The organism is Stenotrophomonas sp. YJH_SMC_40 (genome assembly GCF_059368615.1).
The window spans coordinates 268,511-281,203 of sequence record NZ_JCAFRX010000004.1; the positions used below are offsets into that span (position 1 = coordinate 268,511).

Annotated in this window: 14 protein-coding genes; 8 read left to right on the forward strand and 6 right to left on the reverse strand. The window is 65.5% G+C overall.

The genetic code is table 11. The annotated features are described in order from the left end of the window. Positions 1–66: 66 nt before the first annotated feature. Positions 67–480, reverse strand: coding sequence for a barstar family protein (locus AC5P6X_RS09595; protein WP_099605545.1), 414 nt, complete (start codon positions 478–480; stop codon positions 67–69). After that, positions 480–932 (reverse strand): guanyl-specific ribonuclease, encoded by a 453-nt coding sequence (locus AC5P6X_RS09600; protein ID WP_049451456.1) that lies wholly within the window; start codon positions 930–932, stop codon positions 480–482. The genes AC5P6X_RS09595 and AC5P6X_RS09600 overlap by 1 nt, the downstream gene beginning before the upstream one ends. Before the next feature lie 221 nt (positions 933–1,153). Between AC5P6X_RS09600 and AC5P6X_RS09605 the strand changes: the two genes are divergently transcribed. Continuing rightward, the gene (locus tag AC5P6X_RS09605; RefSeq protein ID WP_005410310.1) at positions 1,154–1,765 is read left to right on the forward strand and encodes a superoxide dismutase; all 612 of its coding nucleotides are present in this window, start codon (positions 1,154–1,156) and stop codon (positions 1,763–1,765) included. A 175-nt stretch (positions 1,766–1,940) separates the two neighbouring features. Here the strand turns inward: AC5P6X_RS09605 and AC5P6X_RS09610 are convergent, their stop codons facing one another. Next, positions 1,941–2,789, reverse strand: coding sequence for an endonuclease/exonuclease/phosphatase family protein (locus AC5P6X_RS09610; protein WP_108270379.1), 849 nt, complete (start codon positions 2,787–2,789; stop codon positions 1,941–1,943). A gap of 163 nt (positions 2,790–2,952) precedes the next feature. On the opposite strand from AC5P6X_RS09610, the gene AC5P6X_RS09615 reads away from it, so the two are divergent. Both AC5P6X_RS09615 and AC5P6X_RS09620 read left to right on the forward strand, forming a co-directional pair. Continuing rightward, complete coding sequence (locus AC5P6X_RS09615; protein WP_005413967.1) at positions 2,953–4,518, forward strand: POT-type proton-dependent oligopeptide transporter; 1,566 nt, start codon at positions 2,953–2,955, stop codon at positions 4,516–4,518. Positions 4,519–4,525: 7 nt separating this feature from the next. Further along, a complete protein-coding gene (locus AC5P6X_RS09620) occupies positions 4,526–5,152 on the forward strand; it encodes a rhomboid family intramembrane serine protease (RefSeq protein WP_005410307.1) in 627 nt (208 codons plus the stop codon). A gap of 55 nt (positions 5,153–5,207) precedes the next feature. On the opposite strand, the gene AC5P6X_RS09625 is transcribed toward AC5P6X_RS09620, so the two are convergent. Next, positions 5,208–5,369 (reverse strand): hypothetical protein, encoded by a 162-nt coding sequence (locus tag AC5P6X_RS09625; RefSeq protein ID WP_005413966.1) that lies wholly within the window; start codon positions 5,367–5,369, stop codon positions 5,208–5,210. A gap of 209 nt (positions 5,370–5,578) precedes the next feature. Here AC5P6X_RS09625 and AC5P6X_RS09630 point away from each other — a divergent pair, with 209 nt between their 5' ends. From AC5P6X_RS09630 to AC5P6X_RS09645, 4 genes are all read left to right on the forward strand, one after another. Continuing rightward, positions 5,579–5,881 (forward strand): GNAT family N-acetyltransferase, encoded by a 303-nt coding sequence (locus AC5P6X_RS09630; RefSeq protein ID WP_005410305.1) that lies wholly within the window; start codon positions 5,579–5,581, stop codon positions 5,879–5,881. A gap of 37 nt (positions 5,882–5,918) precedes the next feature. Then, positions 5,919–6,800, forward strand: a complete 882-nt coding sequence (locus AC5P6X_RS09635; protein ID WP_049451503.1) for a DUF3298 and DUF4163 domain-containing protein — start codon at positions 5,919–5,921, stop codon at positions 6,798–6,800. Between the two features lie 19 nt (positions 6,801–6,819). Then, entirely contained in the window at positions 6,820–7,935 is a 1,116-nt protein-coding gene (gene cfa / locus AC5P6X_RS09640) for a cyclopropane fatty acyl phospholipid synthase (RefSeq protein WP_049451468.1), read from the forward strand. A 142-nt stretch (positions 7,936–8,077) separates the two neighbouring features. Next, positions 8,078–8,839, forward strand: a complete 762-nt coding sequence (locus AC5P6X_RS09645) for a hypothetical protein (protein WP_108270378.1) — start codon at positions 8,078–8,080, stop codon at positions 8,837–8,839. A 202-nt stretch (positions 8,840–9,041) separates the two neighbouring features. On the opposite strand, the gene AC5P6X_RS09650 is transcribed toward AC5P6X_RS09645, so the two are convergent. After that, entirely contained in the window at positions 9,042–11,210 is a 2,169-nt protein-coding gene (locus tag AC5P6X_RS09650; RefSeq protein WP_049397923.1) for a M3 family metallopeptidase, read from the reverse strand. Positions 11,211–11,340: 130 nt separating this feature from the next. Between AC5P6X_RS09650 and AC5P6X_RS09655 the strand changes: the two genes are divergently transcribed. Further along, entirely contained in the window at positions 11,341–11,820 is a 480-nt protein-coding gene (locus AC5P6X_RS09655; protein WP_005413962.1) for a glutathione peroxidase, read from the forward strand. A 76-nt stretch (positions 11,821–11,896) separates the two neighbouring features. On the opposite strand, the gene AC5P6X_RS09660 is transcribed toward AC5P6X_RS09655, so the two are convergent. After that, positions 11,897–12,676 (reverse strand): ferredoxin--NADP reductase, encoded by a 780-nt coding sequence (locus AC5P6X_RS09660; RefSeq protein WP_005410300.1) that lies wholly within the window; start codon positions 12,674–12,676, stop codon positions 11,897–11,899. Positions 12,677–12,693: the final 17 nt, after the last annotated feature.

Sequence of the window (12,693 nt, forward strand, 5' to 3'; positions counted from 1 at the left end):
GACCAAGGTCGGCATCTACCGGAGCATGCGCGTCGACCAGGGGCGGCGCCTGCCAGGGCGTTGCCCTTACGCGCTCTGTGACAGGAACACCCAGAACGGCACGTCGCGACCGACCCAATCGCGGCTGGCTTCATCCAGCACGTCCAGAAGGGTGTCGAAGTCCTTCTGCGTGGCGGCACGCAGCGCATCCACATCGGCCAGGAACAGCGCGTAACCGTCGGCCGGCAGCCATTGCAGATCACGCAGGTTGTCCGACAGTGCATCCCAGTTGCCGCCGAAGCCAGCCGGGAAATCCAGCTGCGCCGCCAGCCGGGCGAGCAGGGTGCGCTTGTCGGCGACGCCTTCCAGGTCGATGCGGATCACCTTCAGGCCGGCATCGCGCATCGCTGCGGCCAGTGCGCCGATGTCGTCGCTGTCGATGGCGTAGACGCCGGCATTGTTGATGTCATGCAGGCCGAGGCCGAAATCGTCGTGGCTCATCACTGCGCTCCCTGGGCCGGTACGGTGAAGCTGCGGAACGATTCGTAGTGGTCGTCGGTGTAGTACCACGCCTCCGGCGGATCGCCGCCGGTGACGATGCGGCGCGTGCCACGGGTGCGCGCGCCGGGGGTGTCCACGGTGTATTCGCGGTAGTAACCGCGCGGACGCTGCGGCAGCTGCTGTTCGCGGTTGCCGAAGGCGCTGCCATCCTGGCGGTGCGGGAACGGCCCGCCGCGCTGGATCAGCGCGATGGTCTGCCGGGCTTCGGCGGGCAGGAACGCGGGCAGGCCATTGTCCTTGCCGGGCGTGGCCGTGGCCGGTGCGCGCGCGGCAGGCGCACCCTGCAGGTCCGGCGCGAACTGCGGCGCCGGCGGGCGCTGCATGAAATGGTTGACGACCAGGCCGAGCAGCAGCAGGGCGATGGCGGTGATCAGCAGCCGGGGGTTGCGCATGGGCAAGGAAGCGGGCGAGGGTGGTGCTCGCACTGTAGCGCCTGCGCGCTGCACGGTGCATGAGGACGGCGCTGCGTCACCGCTGCGTAACAATTGCCGTCGTGCTCACCGGCAGGACGCAATTTCCTTTACATCCCCCTTGGTAATCTGGCGGTCTGTCCCCATCATTCACCGCGCAACGCCCGACACCGTCGGGTGCCCTCGCAATCAGGAGATGCATCATGGCCTATACCCTGCCCAAGCTGTCCTACGCCTACGACGCGCTGGAACCGCATATCGATGCGGCGACGATGGAAATCCATCACACCAAGCATCACCAGACCTACATCAACAACGTCAACGCGGCGCTGGAAGGCACCGAGTACGCTGACCTGCCGGTCGAAGAACTGGTGAAGAAGCTCAAGTCGCTGCCGGAGAACCTGCAGGGTCCGGTGCGCAACAACGGTGGCGGCCATGCCAACCACTCGCTGTTCTGGACCGTGATGGCTCCGAATGCTGGCGGCAACCCGGTGGGCGACGTGGCCAAGGCCATCGACAAGGACCTGGGCGGCTTCGACAAGTTCAAGGACGCCTTCACCAAGGCTGCGCTGACCCGTTTCGGCAGCGGCTGGGCGTGGCTGAGCGTGACCCCAGACAAGAAGGTCGTGGTCGAGAGCACCGGTAACCAGGACAGCCCGCTGATGGAAGGCAACACGCCGATCCTCGGCCTGGACGTGTGGGAACACGCGTACTACCTGAAGTACCAGAACCGCCGTCCGGAATATATCGGCGCGTTCTTCAACGTCATCGACTGGAACGAGGTCGAGCGCCGTTACCAGGAAGCGATCGCCTGATCGCGGTGATGGGATGAACTGAAAAGGCCGGGGGAGACCCCGGCCTTTTTGTTTGCCAGCTTCTGGACGTCGGGCGGGACCTGGTGGGTGCCGACCTTGGTCGGCACGGGAGAGGGTGCGAGCGCGGTGGGAATGTACCGACCAAGGTCGGCACCCACCGGGGCCGAAGGCGGGGCTATTCGGCGGTGGCTGTATCGCCCTGCAGGCGCAGGGTGGCCATCACGCCCAGGCGCAGGCCGGGCAGGTCGCCGTCGGCCGGCAGCAGGATCGGCTGCTGGCGGATGCCGCCGAAGTGCTTGACCTGGAACAGCACATCCAGGCCATGACCGCTGCTGCCGCCACCACTGGCCGCAGGCGCCTCGGCGCGACCGCCAGGATTGCGCCGGGCGGGCTGGAACCCCGGGGTGCTGCGCACGAGCTCGACGGTGGTTGCCGAGAAATCGCCGGCGATCAGGCTGGGCATGCCCTCGGCGGTGGCGCCGATCCAGGTCATCAGGTCGCTGGTCTGATGCTGGCGGGCGGTGGCCTCGTCCGGGTCCGGGCGCAGCCGTGCCACATAGATGTTGACCAGTGCCTCGCCCAGCTTCAGCCGCATCATGCCGGCGGCGCTGAAGGTGCCGGGTGGGTGCAGCAGGGTCACGCCATCCTCGCTGACCGGCAGCCGGGTCAGCATCGCGTTGCCATGCCGCAACGGCTGGCTGGGCGGATCGGCGGTAACGAAGTCGCAGCTGTAGCGTAGCCGGCTGGCCAGCCAGCAGGCCGGATTGCGGCCCTGCTGCTGCAGCACCTGCTGTACGGAGATCACGTCCGGCTGCAGCTCGGTGAGCAGGTGCGCCACCTGTTCGCGGCGCTGCTTCCACTGCGCATCATCGCGGCTGGGCAGTTCCAGCGCGGCCACGGTCAGCTGCCGGGGCTCGGCCTCACCGCTGGCGGCGGCCGGTGCCTGCGGCCGCGCCTGTGCCTGCAACGCCAGCAGCAGCACGAGACAGCTGAGCAGGAGACGGGCGTGGGCGAGGGGGCGCATAACGATAAGTTTACGCTTTTGTCGTGCAGGTGCCGTGACTTCCGGCATGTAGTGACGTTGCCTGCCACGGATTGGCACCGTTGTCATGCAGCCCTGCAGCGTGCTTCGCAAGCCCCGCTTCCGGTAACCTTGCGCCTTTCGCTTTGCAGGATTGCCTTACAGGATGAGCCACGACGCAGTTGCCCCCATCGCCGGCCAGGGAAAGATGCCGCGCCAGATCCCGTACATCATCGGCAATGAGGCCTGCGAGAGGTTCAGTTTCTACGGGATGCGCAACATCCTGGTGCAGTTCCTGATCACCTCGCTGCTGCTGCAGGAAATCACTGCGGAAGGCCGTGCCGGTGAAGCCAAGGACATCATGCACAGCTTCATGATCGGCGTGTATTTCTTCCCGCTGCTCGGAGGCTGGCTGGCCGACAGGTTCTTCGGCAAGTACCACACCATTCTCTGGTTCAGCCTGGTCTACTGTGCCGGCCATCTGTGCCTGGCGCTGTTCGAGAACAGCCGCGAGGGCTTCTTCCTCGGCCTGGGCCTGATTGCGCTGGGTGCCGGTGGCATCAAGCCGCTGGTGGCCTCGTTCATGGGCGACCAGTTCGACCAGAGCAACAAGCACCTGGCCAAGATCGTTTTCGACGCCTTCTACTGGATCATCAACTTCGGCTCGCTGTTCGCCTCGCTGCTGATCCCGCTGGTGCTGAAGAACTGGGGCCCGCAGTGGGCGTTCGGCATCCCGGGCATCCTGATGTTCATCGCCACTTTCGTGTTCTGGCTGGGTCGCAAGCGCTACGTGCTGGTACCGCTGCCGCCGAAGGACCCGCATTCGTTCGCCAACGTGGTGCGTACCGCACTGACCACGCGCGTGGCCGGCCAGGGCCGTCCGGGCCTGGTGATCGCCGTGCTCGGCCTGGTGCTGGCAGCGGCCTCGTTCGGCTTGGTCGGCTCGCTGGGCATCGTCATCTGCCTGTGCCTGGCGCTGGTGTCGATCCTGGCGGGCATCGGCGGTGGCACCTGGCTGCAGCTTGATCGCGCCCGTGGCCAGCATCCGGCCGAAGCGGTTGAAGGCGTGCGCTCGGTGCTGCGCGTGCTGGTGATCTTCGCCCTGACCACGCCGTTCTTCTCGCTGTTCGACCAGAAGGCCTCGACCTGGGTCCTGCAGGGCCAGCAGATGCAGATGCCGAGCTGGTTCACCGCCTCGCAGATGCAGGCGCTGAACCCGCTGCTGGTGATGATCCTGATTCCGTTCAACAACCTGGTGCTGTACCCGGCCCTGCGCCGCTTCGGCTTCGAGCCGACCGCGCTGCGCCGCATGACCGCCGGCATCGCCTTCAGCGGCCTGGCCTGGATCGTGGTCGGCGGCATCCAGGTGGTGATGGACGGTGGCAATGCCATGTCGATCTTCTGGCAGATGCTGCCGTATGCGCTGCTGACCTTCGGTGAGGTGCTGGTCTCGGCCACCGGCCTGGAGTTCGCCTACAGCCAGGCGCCGCAGGCGATGAAGGGCGTGGTGATGAGCTTCTGGAACCTGACCACCACCATCGGCAACCTGTGGGTGCTGCTGTCCAACGCTGCTGTGCGCAACGATGCGGTGACCCACAAGATCGCCAGTACGGGCCTGAGCGAGGCGGCATTCCTGATGTTCTTCTTCGCCGGTTTCGCCTTCGTCGCGGCGTTGGCCTTCGGTTGGTACGCGAAACGCTATCGTATGGTCGACAACTACCGTAGCGCCTGAGCCTGACATGACCCCCGTCAATCTGCTGTTGATCGCCATCACCGCCCTCCTGTCGTGGATGGCGTTCAACAACCGCAAGCTGGCCGACCGCCTGATCCTGTGGCCGCCGGCCATCGACCGTCACCGCCAGTACGACCGGCTGGTGACCTATGGCTTCATCCACGCCGACTGGTCGCACCTGATCTTCAACATGATCACCCTGTTCTTCTTCGGGGGATTCATCGAGAGCGTGATGGTGCAGCTGACCGGCAGCTACCTGACCTACCCGGCGTTCTACATCGGTGCGCTGCTGGTCTCGATCCTGCCCAGCTACCTGAAGAACCAGAAGAACCCGAACTACCTGAGCCTAGGCGCGTCCGGGGCGGTGTCGGCGGTGTTGTTCGCCTTCATCCTGATCAAGCCGTGGTCGATCATCCTGGTGTTCTTCATCCCGGCACCGGCCATTGTCTATGCCGCGTTCTACGTGGGCTACAGCATCTGGATGGACAAGCGCGGTGGTGATCGCATCAACCACAGCGCCCACCTGGCGGGCGCGGCGTTCGGTGTGATCTTCATGCTGGCCATGCAGCCGAGCATCTTCACCCACTTCCTGCGCGAGCTTTCCAACCCGACCTTCCGCCTCGGCGGCGGTTGAGGGGCCGGGGTCGGATCCACTGGATCCGCCCCCGGGGGCAGGGACCCGCTCCTGGTCAGGCGCGGGTCTGCTGGCCGTAGGTGTCCAGCAGGCGGGCGAATACCTCTTCGCCGATGCGCTGGAAATCCTGATCTTCGGTCTGCCCTTCCACCGCCAGCTGCAGCAGGCCCTCCAGCAGGGCGCGGTCGGTGTCGGAATGGGAATCGCTGGGGTGCATCGGAGCCTCCGCGGTGGTGCGCATGATCAACGGTCGCAAGGGCCGTGCCAGCATGGCCGTACCCCTCCACAGGCGATAGCGGCCGCCCTCGCTCCAGCTTGAGGGTCGAAAACTGACGTGAATGGATTGGACTTGCCCCTGTTCAGGCTTCACGCGATCATGGCGCCCGGCTGCGCACCATCCACGCAGTCGCCGCAGGAGACAGTTCCATGGCTTCGGTCACGCCCCCCGGTCTGGCCTACGAGGTCGAACACGACCTGGCCAACCATCGCTTCACCGCCCGTGTGCGCGGACAGCTGGCGGTGCTCGATTACCAGATCAAGCGCAGGCGCATGGTCATCACCCACACCGAGGTACCTGAGCCGATTGCCGGCCGTGGCATCGCAGGTGAGCTGACCCGCGTGGCACTGCGCTTTGCCCGCGAGCAGAAGTACAAGGTGGTGCCGGCATGTTCCTACGCCGAGGCCTTCCTGCAGCGGCACGAGGAGTACCACGACCTGCTCGCTGGCTGAATGCCAGCGGGCCACGCTTCAGCCATGGCAGGCGATGATGTGCAAACATGAACAGGGGATCCCGATGAAGATTGGAAACAACCGGCCATTGCACGGCAGCGTGCTGGCCGGCGTGGTGGGCGTGCTGTTGCTGGCCGGTTGCCAGCGTGAAAGCGAGCCGGCACCGGCGACCGACGCGGCCCCCGCCGCCGAGGCCACTGCCGCAGGTGAAACGCCGGCCACGGAAGCGCCGCTGGACCTGCGCGACGTGATCGAGAACAACGAGCGCGAAGTGGTGGGCATCAGCTACCCGGCCGGCATCGATCGCTACCCGGGCCTGGCGCGCGCGCTGCAGAACTACGCAACCAGCGCACGCAGCGACCTGCAGCAGGCACTGGACGGGCTCGGCAATGACAAGCCGACCATGCCCTACGAACTGTCGCTGAGCTTCGAGAAGCTGCTGGAAACGCCGCAGCTGGTGGTGGTCAGTGCCGATGGCAGCCGCTATACCGGTGGCGCCCACGGCGAGCCGCTGGTGGCGCGTTTCGTGTGGCTGCCGGCGCAGCAGCAGATGCTCAGTGCCGACAAGCTGGTGGCCGATGCCAAGGGCTGGAAGGCGATCAGTGATTTCGTCGCCGACCAGCTGCGCGAACGCGTGGCCACCCGCCTCAGTGGCGAGGACATGGACCCGGCCCAGCTGCAGGAATCGCTGCGTAACGCATCGCGCATGATCGCCGACGGTACCGGCCCCCAGGCCGACAATTTCAGCCAGTTCCAGCCGCTGACCAACGACAAGGGGCAGATCACCGCGCTGCGCTTTGTTTTCCCGCCGTACCAGGTGGGTCCATACTCGGACGGCACCCAGACCGCCGACGTACCGGCGGCGGTGCTGTTGCCGCACGTGGCCAAGGACTACGTGGAGCTGTTCGCACGCGGTTGACCGCAGTCGAGGAGGTGGCGTGGATACAGGGTTGCAGGAGCGGGTCGCCGGCCTGCTGCAGGAAGCCGGGGTCCGCATCGGCGGCACCCAGCCACAGGACATCCAGGTGCATGACCCGCGTTTCTTCGCGCGGGTCATGGCGCACGGCTCGCTCGGCCTCGGCGAGAGCTACATGGACGGTTGGTGGGATGCCAACGTCCTCGATGAATTCCTCGTCCACCTGATGCAGGCACACCTGGATGAACGGGTGCACGGTTGGCGCGAAGTGGCCGATGCGCTGAAGGCGCGCCTGTTCAACCTGCAGGTCGGGCAGGGCAGCTACGAAGTGGGCCGCCGCCACTACGATCTTGGCAACGACCTCTACCAGGCCATGCTCGGCCAACGCCTGGTGTACAGCTGCGGCTACTGGCGCCATGCCGGTGATCTCGATGCCGCGCAGGAGGCCAAGCTGGACCTGGTCTGCCGCAAGCTGGGGCTGCGCCCCGGGCAGCGTGTGCTGGACATCGGCTGTGGCTGGGGTGAGGCCCTGAAGTTCGCAGCAGAGCGCTACGGCGTCAGCGGCGTCGGCGTGACCATTTCGCAGGAACAGGCCGGGTTCGCACGCGAACTGTGCGCCGGCCTGCCGATCGAGATCCGCCTGCAGGACTATCGCGAACTGGATGAGCCGTTCGATGCGATCTTCTCGATCGGCATGTTCGAGCATGTCGGCGACAAGAACTACGCCAGTTTCTTCGAGGTGGCCAGGCGCTGCCTGTCTTCGCGCGGGTTGCTGCTGCTGCACACCATCGGCACCAACATCTCGCGGCATCGCACCGATCCGTGGATCGCGCGCTACATCTTCCCCAATTCAATGCTGCCGTCGGCGGTGCAGATCAGCAAGGCGTTCGAAGGGCGCTTCGTGCTGGAGGACTGGCACAACTTCGGCACCGACTACGACCTCACCCTGCAGGCTTGGCGACGCAACGTGGAAGCGGCGTGGCCGCAGCTGGACGCGCGCTACGACGAGCATTTCCGCCGCATGTGGCGGTTCTACCTGGCCGGATCGATGGCCACCTTCCGCTGCCGGCACGCGCAGCTGTGGCAGCTGGTGCTGTCGCCGGAAGGCGTACCGGGTGGGTACGTGGCGCCACGCTGAGGGTGCGCAGGGGTAGATCAGGCCGGATGCGATACTTACTGACGCCAAATCCGTGTGTTGCACGGTCAGCTCCGCGCGTGGGCGTCGTCGACGCTACGCTGTTGGGTCGGCGGGATTACCGCATTCCTGAAGGCGTTGCAGCATGGGTTGGGACATCACCTACCATCCAGTCGCGGATTCGGAGGTCCGTGACATCTATTTCCGTGCTCTGGAGGACGTGACGCTGGTCGAGGCGCTGCAACAGCGGTTCCGGATCGAGCCGTTCTGCATGGAGCAGTTGCAGGAACGCATCGACGAGGCTCGCTCGATCAGCGCCGACGTGCCTTTCGAGAAGGGGCACGCTTTGTACCTGGCGATCGTGGCCGGCCACCTTCGGCGGTATCACTATCTCCGCGGGAGCGCCCTTTCGTTTTTCATCGACGATCCGGTGGTCGCCCGGTATTTCGCGGACTGGCGGCAACTGGTGCCGTTGCAGTGGGCGGATGCTGCCGCCGGCAACCATCTACGTGAAAACTATGGTGGTGGCGTGTTCATCACGCATGCCCGGCTGAAGCAATTACGCGCTGATTATGCAGTGGACAGCGCACTTGCTGCGCGCCTGGAGGAGCTGTTCTCCGATGGACGCCTGGTCGTTTTCTGGCGTGTTGTCGATGAAGCGATCGCCAGCGGATGCGGATTGCTGGAGGCCAGCGAGGTGGTCGAGCCGAACCCGATGGATCTCAATGCATCGACCAGCTTGAGCAATCTGCTGAACTGCGCGCCGGATGGCGCGATCCTTTATGCGGAAGCCGCAGCGGCCCAGCTGGCGGAGTTCGTGGCGGCGCACCCGGATATCGCATCGACTGCCGCTGCCGCGCCCGGTGCGCCGAAACGACGGTGGTGGGAGCGACTGTTTCGGCGCTGATCTGGAAGCGCATCCACGCATGGCGCGGATCTACTGGAGTGCGTCATGTGTGGATCGATGATGCCGGGGTTCGTGGCGCGAATGGATCGTGCCGACCAACGGTCGGCACCCACCAGTAGATCCACGCCATGCGTGGATGTCCCAACAAAAAAACCGCCCGGTTTCCCGGGCGGTTTTTCGTTTCAGGCTACTGCGCGGGCGATCAGTTGCCGGCGCCGGTCAGGCCACGCTTTTCCAGCAGCGGTTCGATCTGCGGCTCGTGGCCGGCGAAATCGCGGAACAGCTGCATCGCGTCGACGCTGCCGCCCTTGGACAGCAGGGTGGCGCGGAAGTGGTCGCCGTTCTTGCGGCTCAGGCCGCCGTTGTCCTTGAACCACTTCTGGGTGTTGGCGTCGAGCACTTCCGACCAGATGTAGGCGTAGTAACCGGCCGAATAGCCGCCCATGATGTGGCTGAAGTACGGGGTCTTGTAGCGCGGCGGCACCGGCGCGTAGTAGATGCCGTCCTTCTCCAGCGCGGCGCGCTCGAAGGCCATCACGTCCTTGGCGGCCGGCACCTGGTCGGCGCCGATCTGGTGCCAGCGCTGGTCCAGCATGGCCGCACCCAGGTACTCGGTGGTAGCGAAGCCCTGGTTGAACTTGGCTGCCGCCAGCACCTTGTCCAGCAGTGCCTGCGGCATCGCCGAACCATTCTGGTAGTGCTTGGCGTAGTTCTTCAGGATGACCGGGTTGTCGGCCCACATCTCGTTGACCTGCGAGGGGAACTCGACGAAGTCACGCGGCACCGAGGTGCCCGAGAAGTACGGGTACTTCACGTTGGAGAACATGCCGTGCAGGGCGTGGCCGAACTCGTGGAACGTGGTGTTCACCTCGTCCCAGGTCAGCAGGGTCGGCTGGCCGGCCGGCGGCTTCGGAATGTTCAGGTGATTGGCGACCACCGGCTTGAAGCCGGTCAGCTTGGACTGCGAGACGTAGGAGTTCATCCACGCGCCACCGCGCTTGGAGGCGCGTGCATACGGGTCGAAGATGAAGATCGCCAGCTGGCTGCCGTCGGCGTCGAACACGTCGTAGACGGTGACGTCATCGTGGTAGACCGGCAGGTCGGTGCGCTGCTTAAAGGTCAGGCCGAATTCCTGGCCCGCGGCGTAGAACACGCCGTTCTCCAGCACGTTCTTCATTTCGAAGTACGGCTTCAGCTGCGACTCGTCGAAGTTGTACTTGGCCTGGCGCACCTTCTCGCTGTAGAAGGCCCAGTCCCACGGTTCCAGCTTGAACGTCGGCTTGCCAGCGGCCTTCTGTTCCTGGTCGATCATCGCCTGCAGGTCGGCGGCTTCACGCTTGGCGTTGGCCACCGCGGCCGGGGCCAGCTTGCCCAGCATCGCGTTGACCGCTTCGGGGGTCTTGGCGGTCTGGTTGGTCAGGTTGTAGGCGGCGAAGTTCGGGAAGCCCATCAGCTTGGCCTTGTCGGCGCGCAGCTGCATGATGCGCGAGACCAGCGCGGTGTTGTCGAACTCACCGCCGCGGCTGCCGCGGCTCACCGATGCTTCGTAGATCTTCTGGCGCAGGGCGCGGTTGGCCAGGTTGGTCAGCGGCGGCTGGCCGGTGGTGTTGAGCAGGGTGATCACGTACTTGCCGTCCTGGCCGCGGGCCTTGGCGGCTTCGGCGGCGGCGGCGATCTGCTCCTTGGACAGGCCGTCCAGTTGCTTGACGTCGTCGACGGTGATCGCCGAAGCGTTCACCTCCGACTGCACGTTCTGGCTGAACTTGGTACCCAGGTTGGCCAGCTCGGCGTTCATCTCCTTCAGCTTGGCCTTGTCGGCGTCGGACAGCTTGGCGCCTGCGCGCACGTAGTTGTCGTAGTACTTCTCGACCAGGCGCACGCCTTCGGCGTCCAGGCCCAGCTGGCTGCGGGTGTCATACAGCGCCTGGATGCGGGCGAACAGCTTGCCGTTCAGCGCGATCGCATCGCTGTGCGCGGCGAACTTCGCCGAGTAGTCGGCCTGCAGCTTCTTGCGGGTGTCGTTGGTGTCGGCACCGACCAGGCTGAAGAACACGGTGGTCGCGCGGTCGAGGACATCACCGCTCTTTTCCAGGGCGATGATGGTGTTGTCGAAGGTCGGCTTGGCCTTGTTGTTGGCGATGGCCTCCACTTCCTTCAGCTGCTGCGCCATGCCGGCGTCGAAGGCCGGGGCGAAGTCGCTGTCCTTGATCTTGTCGAACTGCGGGAAGTGCAGCGGCAGCGGGCTTTCGGCGAAGAAGGGATTGGCCTGCTGGGCGGTGCTGCTGGCGGCCGGGGTGGCGGCGCCGGCCGAGAAGGCGGGCAGGGCAAGGCCGAGGGACATGGCCACGGCAAGGGCAAGGCGGGTGGTCAAGGCAGGAACTCCGGTAAGGCAAACAAGGGCCCGAGGGTAACCCGGCCGGCGGCGCCCGCACTTGTGTCAAAAGGCATGTTGCCGCGGCCGGGCGCGGGTACCATGCATTCACCGCCCACGGTTCACCGCCATGACCACTGCCTACGATTTCAGCTTCCGCGACCTCGACGGCCAGCCACAGGCCCTCGCCGGGTACCGGGGTCACCCGCTGTTGCTGGTCAATGTCGCCAGCCGCTGTGGCTTCACCCCGCAGTACACCGGGCTGGAACAGCTGTGGCAGGAGTATCGCGAGCGTGGCCTGGTGGTGATCGGCTTCCCATGCAACCAGTTCGGCGCGCAGGAGCCGGGGGACGCCGCGCAGATCCGCCAGTTCTGTTCGCTGGATTATCCGGTCAGCTTCCCGCTTTCGGAGAAGATCGAGGTCAACGGCGAGGGGGCTGATCCGTTGTGGGCATGGCTGTCACGCGAGAAGCGCGGCCTGCTGGGTAGCGCCCGCATCAAGTGGAATTTCAGCAAGTTCCTGGTCGATCGCCAAGGGCGGGTGGCTGCGCGCTTTGCGCCAACCACCAGGCCGGAACAGCTGCGCAGCGCGATCGAAGCGCTGCTGTGAAGGGGGTAGTGCCGGCCGCTGGCCGGCAATCCCGGAGCGCACGGAGAGCCGGCCGGCGGCCGGCTGCCGTTGCAGATCATTTCTCGACGAACGCGCGCTCGAACACGTAGTGGCCCGGCTGGCCGATGCGCGGCGAGACCTGGAAGCCGCGGGCATCGAGCACGCTGCGCAGATCAGCCAGCATCTGCGGGCTGCCGCAGATCATCGCGCGGTCGTTTTCCGGGCTCAGCTCCGGCAGGCCGAGGGTGCGCTGCATCTGGCCGCTTTCCATCAGCTGGGTCAGGCGGCCCTGGTTGGCGAACGGCTCGCGGGTGACCGCGGGGTAGTACAGCAGCTTGTCGCCGATCATCTCTCCCAGGAACTCGTGCTCACGCAGTTCCTTCTCGAAGTAATCGCGGTAGGCCAGATCCTTCTCGTAGCGCACGCCGTGGCAGAGGATCACCTTCTCGAAGCGCTCGTAGGTCTCCGGGTCCTTGATGACCGACAGCCACGGCGCCATGCCGGTGCCCGTGCCCAGCAGGTACAGGTTCCTGCCCGGGTGCAGGTCGCTGATCAGCAGGGTGCCGGTGGGCTTCTTGCCGACCAGCACCTTGTCGCCCGGCTTGATGTGCTGCAGGCGCGAGGTCAGCGGGCCGTCCTGCACCTTGATGCTGAAGAACTCCAGGTGCTCTTCCCAGTTGGCGCTGGCGATGGAATAGGCGCGCAGCAGCGGCCGTGCCTCGGTTTCCAGGCCGATCATCACGAACTGGCCGTTCTCGAAGCGGAAGCCGCTGTCGCGGGTAGTGGTGAAACTGAAGTAGGCATCGGTCCAGTGACGGACCTCAAGCACCGTTTCGGCGCCGAAAGCGGAGGACATGGGCGTATCTATCGAAA